The following is a 15,364-nucleotide window of genomic DNA, read 5'->3' as shown; positions in this document are numbered from 1 at the left end:
TGGTTAGGCAATGGATTATAAACAGAACGCCCAAATTGTTCATCCATTAAAATGGTTTGTTGAGTGATGATATGAATAATTATTAAAAATCAATGACAAATCGGGTAGCAGCTTTGTCCAGTCTCTATAAAAGAGGGTAATTATATTCCCCTCTTTAGTCATTTAAGTGAAGGGGGTCAAAATAGTCGGTTTAGCATCCGGTTGTTGTTGCGGATAATCTAATGTGTAATGTAATCCACGACTCTCTTTACGCTTAAGTGCACAAAGGATCATCAATTCAGCCACTTGAACGAGATTACGCAGTTCCAATAAATTACTTGATATACAGAAATTTGAATAGTATTCATCTATTTCTTGTTGTAGTAAATGGATACGGCGTAATGCGCGTGTCAGTCGTTTAGTTGTTCTAACAATGCCCATATAATCCCACATAAACAATCTTAACTCATGCCAGTTATGTTGGATAACAACTTGTTCATCTAAATTATGACATTGATTTTCTTCCCATTTTGTGGATGTTGATGGCTTATCAATTTGTTTGATTTGTTGTTTAATCTGTTTTGCCGCAGACCATCCATAGACGAGACACTCTAATAATGAATTTGATGCTAGCCGGTTGGCGCCATGTAACCCAGTATAACTGACTTCACCAATAGCATAGAGATGTCGAAGATCCGTTTGCCCATACTGATCCACCATAACACCACCGCAAGTATAATGGGCAGCAGGTACAATTGGAATTGGCTCATTAGTCATGTCAATACCTAATGTGGCTAATTTCTGATAGATAGTAGGAAAATGTTGTTTTATCGCGCTTTCGGGCTGATGGCTAATATCAAGAAACATACAATCTGCCCCTAAGCGTTTCATTTCATGATCAATGGCACGGGCAACGATATCACGAGGGGCGAGTTCCGCTCTTTTATCAAAATCAGGCATAAAGCGGCTTCCATCAGGTCGTTTAAGATAGGCACCTTCCCCTCGTAAAGCTTCAGTTAGTAGAAAATTGCGTGCTTGTGGATGATAAAGACAAGTCGGATGAAATTGATTAAATTCAAGATTGGCTACACGACAGCCGGCTCGCCAGGCCATTGCAATCCCATCCCCTGATGAAATATCGGGATTCGTGGTATATTGATATACTTTTGCGGCTCCCCCGGTTGCTAAAACAGTCACTTTTGCCTGACAAAGAACAATCTGTTGGTGATCGAGATCCCAAATGTAAGCACCGGTAATAGTCGCTGGATCTTTATCTGAACGGATCAAATCGATAGCATTATGTTGCTCCTTAATTGTGATATTTGGATGCTGGATGGCTTTTTCAATTAACGTTGTTTCTACTTGTTTACCTGTTGCGTCGGTATAATGAAGAATACGCCGATGGCTATGGCCACCTTCTTTCGTCAGATGATATTGTTCTTTACCTGCTTGATTAATCTCTTTATCAAATAAAACACCTTGCTCAATCAGCCACTGCACACAGTGGTGAGCATTACAGGCGACAAATTCAGCGATTTTTTTATCACATAGCCCGGCCCCGGCAATTAAAGTATCTTTAACATGGGCTTCTATGCTATCAGTTTGATCAAAAACCGCTGCAATTCCACCTTGGGCATAGTAAGATGCGCCTTCAGTTGAAATGTTTTTACTAAGTATGGTTATTTGGTATTGTGGCGCTAATCGAAGCGCTAACGATAGACCGGCGATGCCACTACCAATGATTAAAATATCCGTATAATGTTGTGTTGATGGCATAATATTTTATTACTAAGGTTTGGGAATAGAGTAAATTACCATGTTAGCCTATTCTTTTATTTAGAGTAAATATGGTGACCTTGAAAGAACTTTTCTTATGGTTTAGCTAAAATTAAATATAAAATAATTTAAATTGACTGGAACTTTGCAAGTTTTTGTCACTCAAAAAAATGCTTGCTTACAAATGAGAGAAAACATGGCGGGTTCAAAAAAGGAAAATATGAGGCTTATTTTCGGGAGAAGTGACCTCGGATGAGCGAGCAGTTGACAGACCAGGTGCTGGTTGAACGGGTACAAAAAGGGGATAAAAAAGCTTTTAATTTACTGGTTATTCGATACCAGAATAAAGTTGTGAGCCTTGTTTCTCGTTATGTACCACAGGGAGATGTACCGGATGTAGCACAAGAGTCCTTTATTAAAGCTTATCGCGCTATCGGTTCATTTCGTGGAGAAAGCGCATTTTATACTTGGCTTTACCGAATCTCAGTAAATACAGCCAAAAATTATCTTATATCCCAAGGACGTCGACCGCCATCGAATGATTTAGATGTAGTTAATGCAGAAAATTTTGAAGCTTCTAATGCATTAAAAGAAATTTCGAACCCTGAGAATTTAATGTTGTCAGAAGAATTGAAAAAAGTAGTTTTCCGGACCATAGAGTCACTTCCTGAAGATTTACGTCTGGCAATTACGCTGAGGGAGTTAGATGGACTGAGTTATGAGGAGATAGCGCTTATTATGGATTGTCCTGTTGGTACAGTTCGTTCGCGCATTTTTCGGGCAAGGGAAGCTATTGATAATAAAGTGCAACCACTAATACGAAATTAAGGGTGGTTCACATTTTACTGAAGGGTACTTTGGCATGCATAGAGAGAGACTTTCCGCTTTAATGGATGGAGAGATCTTTGATTCAGAATTGATCCATACCATTTTACAAGATGTTTCGTTACAGAAACGATGGGAGAGCTACCATCTTATCCGAGACAGTCTGAGAGGTGATATCAACGAAGTTATCCATCTTGATATTACAGGTAAAGTAGAACAGGCGTTGGCAAGTGAGCCTATCCAAATTGCGCCTGATGCAATACCGGAGTCACAACCTGAGCCAGCTACCTGGCGTTTAATGCCTTTTTGGCGTAAGCTTCGCCCTTGGGCTAATCAGATAACGCAAGTTGGTGTAGCAGCCAGCGTTGCCGTAGCTGTTATTGCTGGTGTTCAGAATTATAATACGTCTAATATAGAAACGGATGGCAAATCTGACTCACCCATATTTAATACAGTACCTATCATGGGTGCTGCGTCGCCTGTGAGTTTAAATGTTTCTAACGATCAATTGTTTGCTCAACCGCAAACCGAACAGTTAGAACAACGTAATCGCCGACTTGGTTTGATGTTACAGCAATATGAGCTTGAGCGTCGTTCAACGCTGAATCAAAGTGTAACATCGTCTTCACCAGTAGTAGAAAAACCTCACTCAGGAGCAGAATAGCAGTAATGAAGCATTGGTTATCCGCCCTCTTTTTTTTGTTGGGCGGTTTATTGTTGCCTTTACATTCCTATGCCAAAGAATTATCGGCTGAAATTTTATTAACTGATATGGGTAATGCGGTAAAATCTTTGCCTTACGAATTATCATTTATTATTGTCAATCCTCAAGGCATAACGCCGATTAGATATCGTCATGTCATTATTAACAATAAGCCCATCGCTCAGATAATGCAGATGGATAGTTCTCGTCGTGAAATTATTCAAAAAGGTAATCAAATTAGCTACTTTGAACCCGGCTTTGATTCTTTTAGTTTAGAGGGCACTTATATCGTTGATTATTTGCCATCAGTCATTTTTGCTAATTTTACTAAACTGCAATCCTATTACAATTTTATTAAGCTAGGCAGAACGCATATTGGTGATATAAGCTGTCAGGTTATTCGGGTTATACCAAAAGATAGTTCACGTTTTAGTTATATCTTATTAATTGATGAAAAAACCAAGTTACCAATGCGCATTGATCTATTAGATAGTAAAAATGAAATATTGGAACAATTTAGAGTTGTTTCTGTGGTTTTTAATAGTCAAGCGTTGCTGAAATCGATGCATGTGATTGCATCGTTGAATATGCCTCCTTTATTACTCATTCCCAAATCAATTACTAAGCAATTTAACTGGCAAATAAATCAACTTCCGTTGGGATTTGAAGAAATTTCTCGTAACTGTAAAGAGATAGCCACGAATGAATTTTTAGAGACCATGATATTTAATGATGGGTTATTTAGTTTTTCTATTAATGTCACTAAGGCAGGCGATCATAAACTTATTGAACAGCCCTTTCGTAAAGGTGGTTTAACCATTTACACGGTAATAAAGGGGCAATATGAGGTTACGATTATGGGTCAATTACCATTGCTAACTGCTAGCCAGATTGCAGCTAATGTTAGTTTTAAAGAGGCAAACTAATGGTTAAAGAGTGGGCAACTGTAGTGCGTTGGCATAATGGTCGCGCTGTTTTGCGATATGGTTCTACTTCCGGTTGTGGTAGTTGCGCTGCTCGTTCAACTTGCGGATCTTATATTCTAAATAAAATAGGACCGAAAACTGAGTATCAATTAGAACTTGAGGTCAGTCAGCCTTTGGTGGTTGGTCAGAAAGTTGAAGTAGGGATACCAGAAGGCAGTCTATTACGTTCAGCGATGCTTCTTTACCTTACCCCACTTGTTGGGCTTTTTATCGGCAGTGGGGTTATGCAATTTCTTTTTTTAAATCAATTTATTATATTTTTAGGTGCCGTTATTGGCGCAAGTGTTGGTTTTTTTCTAGCAAAAAAAATCGCACGTTATTGGGAAAAAGAAACCCTATATCAACCTACCATTTTACAAATCGGTTTACCGCCTGATGAATTAAAAGAACAAGTTTGAATGACATAGTAAGTCTAAATGCCTATTGTTAGTAATAACAAATCGTCACTAATCTATGCGTATAAACGTCTTATTTATAAAAACGACTTTTCATTATTAATGATTCTTTGAGTTGTTTGTCGCTTATATGTAAAATGCATTCCCAAGATTGTTATAACAGCTTTTATTAGTTTTAGCTTTGTAGGCTAAACTATCGCTAAAACTGATTTTATAAGGCCATTTAGAAGAAGATATAACCTTGAAAATCAAACATATAAGAAATTTTTCCATCATCGCTCATATTGATCATGGTAAATCAACTCTGTCGGATCGTATTATTCAGATTTGCGGTGGCCTTTCTGATCGTGAAATGGCAGCCCAGGTATTAGACTCGATGGATTTGGAGCGGGAACGAGGGATCACGATAAAAGCGCAGAGTGTTACCCTTGATTATAAAGCCAGTGACGGCGAAACTTATCAGCTTAATTTTATTGATACTCCCGGCCATGTGGACTTCTCTTATGAAGTATCCCGTTCATTAGCTGCTTGTGAAGGTGCATTACTCGTTGTTGATGCCGGGCAAGGTGTAGAAGCGCAAACCCTTGCTAATTGTTATACTGCGATTGAGATGGATTTAGAAGTTGTTCCTGTGCTAAATAAAATTGATTTACCTGCGGCTGAGCCTGATCGGGTAGCTGAAGAAATTGAAGATATTGTTGGCATAGATGCGCATGACGCGGTCCGTTGTTCGGCAAAAACTGGGTTAGGAGTACAGGAAGTAATTGAACGTCTGGTTAAAGAGATCCCACCGCCAGATGGTGATCCGGCAGCCCCTTTGCAGGCATTGATTATCGATTCGTGGTTTGATAATTACTTAGGCGTTGTTTCGCTGGTACGGATTAAAAATGGTACTCTTGGTAAAGGCGATAAAATTAAAGTGATGAGCTCTGGCCAGCTTTATAATGTTGATCGCTTAGGTATTTTCACACCCAAACGCATTGATCGCCAACAGCTAAATTGTGGCGAAGTAGGTTGGTTGGTTTGTGCCATAAAAGATATTCACGGCGCGCCGGTTGGCGATACATTGACCGGCGCTCGTCATCCTGCTGAACAGGCGTTGCCTGGCTTTAAAAAAGTAAAACCACAGGTTTACGCCGGTTTATTCCCCATTAGTTCTGATGATTATGAAGCATTTCGTGACGCTTTAGCTAAATTAAGTTTGAATGATGCTTCGTTATTTTATGAACCAGAGAGTTCGACTGCATTAGGTTTTGGATTTCGTTGTGGTTTTCTTGGTCTACTTCATATGGAGATTATTCAGGAGCGTTTGGAACGTGAATATGATCTGGATCTTATAACAACTGCACCTACAGTTATTTATGAAGTTGAGCTAACAAATGGTGATGTCATCTATGTTGATAGTCCCTCTAAGTTACCTGCGCTTAATAGCATAAATGAATTACGTGAACCGATTGCAGAATGTAACATGTTAATGCCTAAGGAATATCTTGGTAATGTCATTACGTTATGCGTAGAAAAACGCGGCGTGCAGACTAATATGGTCTATCATGGTAATCAGGTCGCATTAACCTATGAAATTCCTATGGCTGAGGTCGTGTTAGATTTCTTTGATCGTTTGAAATCGACTTCACGGGGATATGCTTCATTGGATTATGGTTTTGTCCGTTTCCAAGCGGCAGATATGGTGCGGGTAGATGTGTTAATTAATGGCGAAAGAGTGGATGCCTTAGCATTGATTACGCATCGTGCAAATGCACCATACCGTGGTCGTGAGCTGGTAGAGAAAATGAAAGATCTGATCCCGCGCCAGCAATTTGATATTGCAATTCAGGCTGCTATTGGTACCCATATTATAGCGCGTTCAACGGTGAAACAATTACGTAAAAATGTATTAGCTAAATGTTATGGTGGTGATGTTAGCCGTAAGAAAAAATTACTACAGAAACAGAAAGAAGGTAAGAAACGAATGAAGCAGGTTGGTAATGTTGAACTACCGCAGGAAGCATTCCTTGCAATCCTTCATGTAGGTAAAGATAACTAACCGTTATAAGGAGTCATAATGGCTAACACTTTTTCTTTGATTTTATCGCTGGCGACTTTAATTACAGGGATTATCTGGCTTATTGATCGTTTTAAATTAGCACCTGCTCGTAAGAAAAAAATGGCGCAGCAGCAAAAGGTTATTGAGGGAAGCGTAGAGCAGACGCATTTAGCAGAAAGCATACATAAACCATCATGGGTTGATACTTGTTCATCTATTTTTCCGATATTAGCGATTGTATTAATAATACGCTCATTTATTTATGAGCCGTTTCAAATCCCATCAGGTTCAATGATGCCTACTTTGTTAGTCGGTGATTTTATACTAGTGGAAAAGTTTGCTTATGGATTAAAAGATCCTGTTACACAAACAACATTATTGGAAACAGGAAAACCTAAACGTGGTGATATTGCGGTATTTAAATATCCTAAAGATCCTAGTGTAGATTTTGTTAAACGTGTTATTGGTCTACCTGGTGATAAAATTGTTTATGATCCTGAACAAAAAGAGTTACGTATATACCCGAATTGTTCAATTTCAAACTGTGAGCGAGCGTTACCAATTATCTATTCTTCATTAAAAGAGAGTGAATGGTCTCTATTTTTTAATATCGATTCTATGGTAGAAAGCCAGAAAGGGAGTTATCAAATTCCATTGGGTGAACCAGTTCCAACTAATGCATTACGTCAAGCGGAAAGAATCGAAAAATTAGATGAAACTAGCCATGAAATCTTAGTGATCCCACAAGTTTATACCCAGTCACGTTATCAACAGCCTGGTTTACCAGCCAATGAATGGATTGTTCCTCCTAAACACTATTTTATGATGGGAGATAATCGGGATAATAGTGCAGATAGCCGTATGTGGGGTTTTGTCCCAGAAGAAAATTTAGTTGGTCGTGCCGTTATTATCTGGTTTAGCCTTGATAAACACGAGGGTGAATGGCCAACAGGGGTACGTTTAAGTCGTATTGGTACAATTAATTAATAAAATAATAAGATAAACTAATCATTGATGCTAAATTGATTTATATAGCAATCGATATAGAATATAGCGAGATAACCAAAAATGATGGTTTCTTGAACGATATTAGGAAACCTGCCAACGCAACAGCTTTGTAAAAATTAATTTTACAGATCTGTTGCGTATGCTTTTTGTAATTTGATAATAAAATAATTGGTAGCACATGAATTCTTCTTTAATTGAGTGGTCAGAGCGGCAAGAAATTAAACAGCTACAGCGTAAGCTTGGCTATGCTTTTAAACAAATTGAATTATTGAAGCAAGCATTAACTCATCGTAGTGCCAGCAGTGGTCATAATGAGAGATTGGAATTTTTAGGCGATTCAATCCTTAGTTTTGTGATTGCTAATGATCTTTACCATCGTTTTCCTAAAGTTGATGAAGGTGATATGAGTCGTATGCGAGCAACATTGGTCAGAGGTAATACCTTGGCTGAGCTTGCACGAGAGTTTGATTTGGGCGAATGTTTGCGTTTAGGGCCAGGTGAATTAAAAAGTGGTGGTTTTCGTCGAGAATCAATATTGGCAGATACTATCGAAGCTTTAATTGGCAGTATTTTTTTAGATAGTGATATTCAAACCACTGAACAAATTGTTTTGGCTTGGTATGACACTCGATTAATAGAAATTAGCCCCGGCGATAAGCAAAAAGATCCTAAAACACGTTTACAAGAGTATTTACAGGGACGCCATCTACCTTTACCAAGTTATTTAGTAGTTCAAGTTCGCGGTGAAGCGCACGATCAGGAATTTACTATTCATTGTCAGGTTAGTGGTATAAAGGAACCTGTAGAAGGTGTGGGTTCAAGTCGTCGTAAGGCTGAACAAGCAGCCGCTGAGCAGGCATTAAAAATATTGGAGCTTGAATGAGCAAACCGAAAACCTATTGTGGATTTGTCGCTATTGTAGGGCGTCCAAATGTGGGTAAATCAACATTACTGAATCAATTACTCGGGCAAAAGGTTTCTATTACTTCTCGTAAACCACAGACAACCCGTCATCGCATCATGGGAATTGAGACAGAAAATAATTATCAAACGATTTATATCGATACACCCGGATTACATGTAGAAGAAAAGCGCGCAATAAATCGTTTAATGAATCGGGCAGCAAGTAGTTCAATTGGTGATGTGGAACTAATTATTTTTGTTGTTGAAGGTACACATTGGACAACTGATGATGAGATGGTGATAAATAAACTGCGTCATTTGCCTTGTCCGGTATTATTAGTGATCAATAAAATTGATAATGTGGTAGATAAAACTCGCTTACTACCCCATATTGAATTTCTTAGCAAGCAAATGAATTTTCTGGATATTGTGCCGATTAGTGCGGAAAAAGGTACCGGTATCGATATTATTACTAAAATAGTCCGTCAACATATGCCTGAAGCAGCACATCATTTTCCAGCAGACTATATTACCGATCGTTCACAACGCTTTATGGCTTCTGAAATTATTCGTGAGAAGTTAATGCGTTTTCTCGGCGATGAACTACCCTATTCAGTCACAGTTGAAATTGAGCAATTCGTGGTAAATGAACGCGGTGGCTATAACATTCATGGTCTGATTTTGGTTGAAAGAGATGGCCAGAAAAAAATGGTTATTGGCAATAAAGGTAGCAAAATTAAGAAAATTGGCATCGAAGCTCGGATGGATATGGAAAAACTTTTTGCGACTAAAGTTCATCTTGAACTTTGGGTGAAAGTTAAAGCTGGATGGGCCGATGATGAACGTGCACTGCGTAGTTTAGGCTATATGGATGATCTTCATTAAGGCGGATTTCCGTGGACGGTTGGCAACGTGCATTTGTACTTCATACTCGCCCTTATAGTGAAACGAGTTTATTGTTAGATTTTTTCACCGAAAATGAGGGGCGAATTCGACTATTGGCCAAGGGTGCTCGTAGCCGACGTTCTAATTTAAAAGGCTGTTTACAACCCTTTACGCCCTTGCTGATCCGTTGGGGAGGCAAGGGAGAAATGAAAACGTTGCGTGGCGCAGAACCAATTTCTTTAGCGCTACCATTTACCGGTACCGTGCTGTACAGCGGTCTATATGTTAATGAATTGCTTGCGCGAGTTTTAGCCTACAACATCCCTTTTCAAAGCCTATTTTTTGAATACCTTACCTGTTTGCAGATATTGGCTGGCAGTGAATCTACGCCGGAACATGCATTGCGCCGTTTTGAATTATCATTGTTATCTCATTTAGGTTATGGTGTTGATTTTTTACACTGCTCCGGTAGCGGTGAATCGGTGATAGATAGCATGACTTACCGTTATCGGGAAGAGAAAGGTTTTATTGCCAGTTTGGTTATTGATCACTTGAGTTTTACCGGCAAGCAGCTTAAGGCATTTGCCTGTCGTGAGTTTCCTGATGTCGATACACTAAAAGCAGCTAAGCGTTTTACACGTATTGCGCTGAAACCTTATTTGGGGGGAACTCCATTAAAAAGCCGCGAGCTTTTTTACCAGCTCATATTGCCTAAAATGCGTTAATGCTGGGACATAAACCTATTTGAAGATATTATGATTGCATGGATAAATGAAATTCAAACTATGAGATGGATAACAGGAGTTTAATATGGCAGAGTTATTATTAGGCGTTAATATTGATCATGTTGCGACAGTGCGCAATGCACGGGGAACCCAATATCCGGATCCGATACATGCTGCATTTCTTGCTGAACAAGCTGGTGCAGATGGGATCACAGTCCATTTGCGTGAAGATCGCCGCCATATTACTGATCGTGACGTTAAGTTACTTCGCCAAACGTTACAAACGCGGATGAATCTGGAGATGGCAATAACAGATGAGATGGTCAATATTGCCTGTCAGATCAAACCTCAATTTTGTTGCCTGGTACCAGAGCGACGTGAAGAAGTTACGACGGAAGGTGGGCTTGACGTTGTTGGCCAACAAGCGTTAGTCGCAATGGCTGTCAAACGATTAGCCAAAGCAGGTATCACGGTTTCTTTATTCATTGATCCTAACGATAAACAAATTGATGCGGCAGTGGAAATTGGGGCGCCCTTTATTGAAATTCATACCGGTGCTTATGCTGACGCTAACAGCGAGTTAAAGCAGGAAGAAGAGTTTAAACGTATTAAGCAAGCGGTAAGTTATGCTACGGCGAAAAAGCTTAAGGTCAATGCGGGTCATGGGCTAACTTACCATAATGTCCAGCGTATTGCGCAGTTGCCAGATATATATGAACTTAATATTGGTCATGCGATTATTGGGCGCGCCCTTTTTAGTGGCATGGCGATGGCGGTGAGTGATATGAAGAAAATTCTTCGTGAGGCGCGTAATTAATGGCGATTATTGGATTGGGTACCGATCTGGTTGAAATTATACGGATTGAGCAGATTATCGAGCGTTTAGAAGAACGCCTGGCAAAACGTATATTGTCTGCTCAAGAATGGCGACAATATCAAAGTCACTCTCAGCCAGTCCGTTTTTTGGCAAAGCGCTTTGCTGTCAAAGAAGCAGCGGCAAAAGCTTTAGGAACGGGGATCCGAAATGGTTTAGCACTTAATCAATTTGAAGTTTTTAATGATAAGTTAGGTAAGCCTGGGCTGAATTTGTTAGGACAAGCAAAAATATTGGCTGATTCATTAGGCGTGCAGTATATTCATGTATCATTATCTGATGAACAAAATTATGCTTGTGCCACGGTGATTATGGAAAGTTAAATTTTATCGGCATGATGTAATAGGACAAATTTATCCCATAATTGTTCTTCTGTTTCAGGATTATTAGGATCTTTAACAATGGTATTACTGATCGGACAAACGGATTGGCAAGTTGGCTTATCATAGTGGCCAATGCATTCAGTACAAAGATTGGGATTGATTTGGTAAAACTCTTCTCCCATTGAAATTGCTTCATTAGGACATTCTGGTTCACACATATCACAGTTGATACAGCGTTTTGTAATTAATAAGGACATATCAATATATTATAAGTAATTTGGATAAATATCAGTAAGTTATGTATGAAAAGCATTAGTTAATTTTATCTATAATTGATAATTTCGTACAGTGTATCTTGAAAAAAACAATTCAGTAATACAAAAATAGCCAAACATATCACTTTTACTATCTTAATAATGTAAAGGGTATGAGCATTAAATTTATTGTTTTGTTCTAAAAACAAATTCAATGCTAGTCAGAACAATACCAAGACAAAAAGCTGATTCTGATGAATATTGAGATGTTTTAGAGCGCTGAAAATTTCGTGTAAATCCTTTATATAAACTCATACATGAAATCTATTATTGCAGCAGCTAAACCTATTTTAAACATTTAGCTAAATTGTGTCGATCTAAATAGCAAAAAATATAATCTAAGGTTGGCCTTCAAATTGAAAGCCAACATTATTGTTGCTAAGTCATTGTTATTCTATTGAGGAAAAAGGTAAAATATTTTCATTGGCGGTTAATACCCTATCATATTCTCTTTCGTTTCTAAGAATATTTTTATCAATTTCATAGCCAAGAAGTTCTGATAAGATATATTTATTCATCAAACCACTCAAATATCCTTCTTTATTACGAAAAGATTTAATAAAATCACAATTAAAATGATTATTGGTTGATTTATACATAAAGGGGATCAAATATTGTTCTCTTCCCTTTTCTAATCCATGACCCACATTAACAATTTCGCCATGATCGGCGGTATAAATTAAATTAAAATCTATTTTCTTTTCATTAATGACTTTAAATATATCATTAATGATTCGGTCAGTATGATGAATGGTAAGATCATAATTTTCTGCGTTATAATCCTTTATTGGACCATAGAAAAGAAACAGCAGAAAGGTAATAAAAGCCCAGACCTTTATTTTTTTTGAGCTATTAAGCTTAAATTTTGCACAGAAAAAACCGAATAGTAAAATAAATAATGATCCAATATAAAGATAGTATGGAATATTAGTAATAAATTCTATTGCTTCATGTAAATTGGTGTAAGTAACCGATGTTGCTATAGTGAGTGAGGGTGCACCATACAGAAACCTGGCCGGAAAATATAGCGCTGCAATAATTGTAAATATGATAATAAACCCACAATATATTATCCGTAATGGACTGATAACGATAAGTAATGCGACGATACCCGCTGTATAGTTTAGTCTTGGTGGGTAGCCCATTGCGTAATGAATTAGGCTAAATAATATAGTAAGTAGCAATATTTTCAGCAAAAAATACTGATTGTTATTTATTAATTTTTTTATCATTTAATATACACGTGTTAGTTAGGTTATTATCTTTAATGAAAGATGAATAGGGTCAAGTAGACTAAATTTATAGAATAACATAGATTATGTTGCAGATGATTTATTAAGGTAATTTATTATCTGCTTCAGTGTTATTAAACCATAGATTGATATTATGTTATAACAACTTTTACCATATAAGTTAATTTTTTGAGGTTTTTTATTCGTGGAACAAGCCAAAAAAGATGTTTATTGGATGCGAAAGGCTATTTTACTCGCAGAAAATGCGCAAGCAAAAGGTGAAATTCCAGTAGGTGCAGTATTGGTTCATGAAAATAAATTGATTGCGGAAGGTTGGAATCAGCCTATTTCGGATCATGATCCATGTGCGCATGCAGAAATTTTAGCTTTGCGCGCAGGTGGTCAATATTTACAAAATTATCGCTTACTTAATACTACCCTTTATGTGACATTAGAGCCTTGTATTATGTGTGCTGGGGCCATGATCCATGCGCGCATCAGTCGCTTAGTTTATGGTACCTATGATCAAAAAACCGGTGCTGCGGGCTCAGTAATTGATGTTTTTAATCATCCTGAGATGAATCATCGTATTCTGGTATTGGGAGGGATTTTGGCCGATGAATGTTCGGCGATGTTAAGTTCTTTTTTTAAACAGCGTCGAGCAGAAAAAAAATTGGCCAAGAAAGTACCGCACTGTTAAATTAAATCTGCCTAAGCAGCTTAGTGAAGCTACTTAGGCAGAAGTAAGGGGCTAATACTATTTAGTAATTATTGGCTAAATTAATCACTACTTTCTTTTTTACTGCTGGTTCTAGAGAATAAAAGAGGATCCCTGGCAGCAAGCTGCATATTTTGATTCATTTCCTTATTCTGTAGGTAACCCACCAAGCTTTGGTGATAACGGCGAATATTTTCCACATAACGATAGGCTTCATAGCCACGTGCATAACCGTAAGTTAATTTAGCAAAATATTTTTTCTTACTGAGTAAGGGAAGTCTAGCTTTTACATCTAACCAACTGTCTGGATCACCACCTTGTAGGCGTGTCAGTTTTCTAGCATCGAGCATATGACCCAATCCCATATTATAAGCCGATAATGCAAACCAAATACGATCATCAGGCGCAATAGTGGTTGGTACACGTGACATTAGGTATTGTAAATAAGCAGCGCCACCTTTAATACTTTCCTCTGGATCCAGCCTATCTGACACACCCATAGTTTGTGCAGTAGGTACTGTAAGCATCATTAAACCACGAACACCAGTTGGTGATGTGGCAAGTGGATCCCAGTGTGATTCCTGCCAGGAAATTGCTGCGAGTAGCCGCCAATCCATATCTTCTGCATATTTTTTAAATAGATGTTTATAAGTTGGCAAAGTTTTATTAATCGCAGTAATAAAAGAAAGCGTATCAAAATAATCAAAGCTAGCAACATGGCCAAAATATTTTTCATCTAAGCGTGTTAAAAGTTCTTCTTCTTTGCTTTTATTGAAGAAGTCTAACATTGCTGCATTTAGACTATTATCTTTCGAGCGTTTCATATACCAATTAAGGCTATGATCATCGCTAACATTAAAAGCAACTGCAATGTTCGGATGAATGCGTTGCTGCATGGCGACGACAATAGAGTTTTCTAAGGTATAATCAATTTTCCCTTCGGCTAGCAGTTGTAATAACTCAGTCGCATTATAATGACTGGTTTCTTCCCACTGGAGATTAGGATATTTTTGCTTCAACCGTTGCAGTGTACTCGCGTGTACTGAATCTGTTGCAACGACAAATTTCCCTTTTACATCATTTAAAGAGCGTGGACGATTTATCCCTTTGCGATAAATCAGTTGTTGTGAAACGGTATAATAGGCAGGCCCCGGCTGTGCTTTATCGAGGCGCTTCTCATTGTAAAGAAGTCCTGCAGTAATGAAGTCACTATTACCGTTTTCAAGATCATTAAAAAGTTGATTGATATTTGAACGTACATTGATACGTAGCTTTACGCCAAGATAATCGGCAAAGCGTTTAGTCAGTTCGTAATCAAATCCGCTTGCTTCTTGCTTATCGTTAAAAGACATAAGTGGTGAATTAATGGTACTTACACGTAGTTCACCACGAGAAATAATTCTCTTCACCTGGTCTTGCTGCTGGTTGGGCCACTCAAAATTAAGTGCAATGACACCAACAGAAATTATAGAGACAATAACGATAACAAGATAATTAATTCTAATATTAATCAAATGGTTATATCTCGTTAGTTAAACATATTATCTTAATTAAAATGACCAAATTATGGCCAATTTTTTAAGAGCCCGACATTTTGCTTAACAAAAAAAGGATTTGCAACGTAATTTAATCTATTTTACATATCTTTAACATTTCCTAGTGAGTGATAAATGT

16 protein-coding genes are annotated in these 15,364 nt (G+C 37.9%); 12 read left to right on the top strand and 4 right to left on the bottom strand.

What is annotated here, in order from left to right:
- Positions 1–162: 162 nt before the first annotated feature.
- Entirely contained in the window at positions 163–1,758 is a 1,596-nt protein-coding gene (gene nadB / locus QE177_RS09930; RefSeq protein ID WP_280552263.1) for an L-aspartate oxidase, read from the bottom strand.
- A gap of 249 nt (positions 1,759–2,007) precedes the next feature.
- On the opposite strand from nadB, the gene rpoE reads away from it, so the two are divergent.
- The 11 genes from rpoE to acpS all read left to right on the top strand — a co-directional run bounded on the left by rpoE (position 2,008) and on the right by acpS (position 11,426).
- Positions 2,008–2,583: an RNA polymerase sigma factor RpoE gene (gene rpoE, locus QE177_RS09925; protein ID WP_026821687.1), complete on the top strand. Its 576-nt coding sequence runs from the start codon at positions 2,008–2,010 to the stop codon at positions 2,581–2,583.
- Between the two features lie 34 nt (positions 2,584–2,617).
- Complete coding sequence (gene rseA / locus QE177_RS09920) at positions 2,618–3,244, top strand: anti-sigma-E factor RseA (RefSeq protein ID WP_280549219.1); 627 nt, start codon at positions 2,618–2,620, stop codon at positions 3,242–3,244.
- 5 nt (positions 3,245–3,249) lie between these two features.
- Entirely contained in the window at positions 3,250–4,209 is a 960-nt protein-coding gene (gene rseB / locus QE177_RS09915) for a sigma-E factor regulatory protein RseB (RefSeq protein WP_280549217.1), read from the top strand.
- The gene (rseC, locus tag QE177_RS09910) at positions 4,209–4,667 is read left to right on the top strand and encodes a SoxR-reducing system protein RseC (RefSeq protein WP_280549215.1); all 459 of its coding nucleotides are present in this window, start codon (positions 4,209–4,211) and stop codon (positions 4,665–4,667) included. The genes rseB and rseC overlap by 1 nt, the downstream gene beginning before the upstream one ends.
- A gap of 244 nt (positions 4,668–4,911) precedes the next feature.
- Positions 4,912–6,708 (top strand): translation elongation factor 4, encoded by a 1,797-nt coding sequence (gene lepA / locus QE177_RS09905; protein ID WP_280552262.1) that lies wholly within the window; start codon positions 4,912–4,914, stop codon positions 6,706–6,708.
- An 18-nt stretch (positions 6,709–6,726) separates the two neighbouring features.
- Positions 6,727–7,695 carry a signal peptidase I gene (lepB, locus tag QE177_RS09900; protein WP_280549213.1) on the top strand — a complete coding sequence of 323 codons (969 nt, stop codon included), beginning with the start codon at positions 6,727–6,729 and terminating at the stop codon, positions 7,693–7,695.
- A 199-nt stretch (positions 7,696–7,894) separates the two neighbouring features.
- Positions 7,895–8,599, top strand: a complete 705-nt coding sequence (gene rnc / locus QE177_RS09895) for a ribonuclease III (RefSeq protein ID WP_280549211.1) — start codon at positions 7,895–7,897, stop codon at positions 8,597–8,599.
- The gene (gene era / locus QE177_RS09890) at positions 8,596–9,504 is read left to right on the top strand and encodes a GTPase Era (protein WP_280549209.1); all 909 of its coding nucleotides are present in this window, start codon (positions 8,596–8,598) and stop codon (positions 9,502–9,504) included. The genes rnc and era overlap by 4 nt, the downstream gene beginning before the upstream one ends.
- A gap of 11 nt (positions 9,505–9,515) precedes the next feature.
- Complete coding sequence (gene recO, locus QE177_RS09885; protein ID WP_280549207.1) at positions 9,516–10,229, top strand: DNA repair protein RecO; 714 nt, start codon at positions 9,516–9,518, stop codon at positions 10,227–10,229.
- 85 nt (positions 10,230–10,314) lie between these two features.
- Positions 10,315–11,046 carry a pyridoxine 5'-phosphate synthase gene (pdxJ, locus tag QE177_RS09880; RefSeq protein ID WP_280549205.1) on the top strand — a complete coding sequence of 244 codons (732 nt, stop codon included), beginning with the start codon at positions 10,315–10,317 and terminating at the stop codon, positions 11,044–11,046.
- Positions 11,046–11,426 (top strand): holo-ACP synthase, encoded by a 381-nt coding sequence (gene acpS / locus QE177_RS09875; RefSeq protein ID WP_280549203.1) that lies wholly within the window; start codon positions 11,046–11,048, stop codon positions 11,424–11,426. Before pdxJ ends, acpS begins: the two co-directional genes overlap by 1 nt.
- Here acpS and QE177_RS09870 read toward each other — a convergent pair.
- Together QE177_RS09870 and QE177_RS09865 are read right to left on the bottom strand one after the other, a co-directional pair.
- On the bottom strand, positions 11,423–11,683 hold the full coding sequence (locus tag QE177_RS09870) for a YfhL family 4Fe-4S dicluster ferredoxin (RefSeq protein WP_280549201.1): 261 nt from the start codon (positions 11,681–11,683) through the stop codon (positions 11,423–11,425). The two genes, acpS and QE177_RS09870, sit on opposite strands and share 4 nt — an antisense overlap.
- 446 nt (positions 11,684–12,129) lie before the next feature.
- A complete protein-coding gene (locus QE177_RS09865) occupies positions 12,130–12,972 on the bottom strand; it encodes a sulfatase-like hydrolase/transferase (RefSeq protein WP_280549199.1) in 843 nt (280 codons plus the stop codon).
- Between the two features lie 235 nt (positions 12,973–13,207).
- On the opposite strand from QE177_RS09865, the gene tadA reads away from it, so the two are divergent.
- The gene (gene tadA / locus QE177_RS09860) at positions 13,208–13,672 is read left to right on the top strand and encodes a tRNA adenosine(34) deaminase TadA (protein ID WP_280552261.1); all 465 of its coding nucleotides are present in this window, start codon (positions 13,208–13,210) and stop codon (positions 13,670–13,672) included.
- A gap of 80 nt (positions 13,673–13,752) precedes the next feature.
- Here the strand turns inward: tadA and mltF are convergent, their stop codons facing one another.
- Complete coding sequence (mltF, locus tag QE177_RS09855; RefSeq protein ID WP_280549197.1) at positions 13,753–15,204, bottom strand: membrane-bound lytic murein transglycosylase MltF; 1,452 nt, start codon at positions 15,202–15,204, stop codon at positions 13,753–13,755.
- Positions 15,205–15,364: the final 160 nt, after the last annotated feature.

The sequence above is a fragment of the Arsenophonus sp. aPb genome (assembly GCF_029873475.1).
In the GTDB taxonomy this organism is placed as follows: Bacteria; Pseudomonadota; Gammaproteobacteria; order Enterobacterales; family Enterobacteriaceae; genus Arsenophonus.
The sequence above is the reverse complement of the archived record's forward strand: the minus strand, read 5'-3'. Positions and strand labels throughout refer to the sequence as shown.

Bases quoted from the DNA above. Each gene is read 5' to 3' on its own strand.
- acpS (WP_280549203.1), top strand. From the start codon at position 11,046: ATGGCGATTATTGGATTGGGTACCGATCTGGTTGAAATTATACGGATT.
- rseC (WP_280549215.1), top strand. From the start codon at position 4,209: ATGGTTAAAGAGTGGGCAACTGTAGTGCGTTGGCATAATGGTCGCGCT.
- rnc (WP_280549211.1), top strand. From the start codon at position 7,895: ATGAATTCTTCTTTAATTGAGTGGTCAGAGCGGCAAGAAATTAAACAG.
- lepB (WP_280549213.1), top strand. From the start codon at position 6,727: ATGGCTAACACTTTTTCTTTGATTTTATCGCTGGCGACTTTAATTACA.
- rseA (WP_280549219.1), top strand. From the start codon at position 2,618: ATGCATAGAGAGAGACTTTCCGCTTTAATGGATGGAGAGATCTTTGAT.
- pdxJ (WP_280549205.1), top strand. From the start codon at position 10,315: ATGGCAGAGTTATTATTAGGCGTTAATATTGATCATGTTGCGACAGTG.
- rseB (WP_280549217.1), top strand. From the start codon at position 3,250: ATGAAGCATTGGTTATCCGCCCTCTTTTTTTTGTTGGGCGGTTTATTG.
- QE177_RS09870 (WP_280549201.1), bottom strand. From the start codon at position 11,683: ATGTCCTTATTAATTACAAAACGCTGTATCAACTGTGATATGTGTGAA.
- rpoE (WP_026821687.1), top strand. From the start codon at position 2,008: ATGAGCGAGCAGTTGACAGACCAGGTGCTGGTTGAACGGGTACAAAAA.
- era (WP_280549209.1), top strand. From the start codon at position 8,596: ATGAGCAAACCGAAAACCTATTGTGGATTTGTCGCTATTGTAGGGCGT.
- tadA (WP_280552261.1), top strand. From the start codon at position 13,208: ATGCGAAAGGCTATTTTACTCGCAGAAAATGCGCAAGCAAAAGGTGAA.
- QE177_RS09865 (WP_280549199.1), bottom strand. From the start codon at position 12,972: ATGATAAAAAAATTAATAAATAACAATCAGTATTTTTTGCTGAAAATA.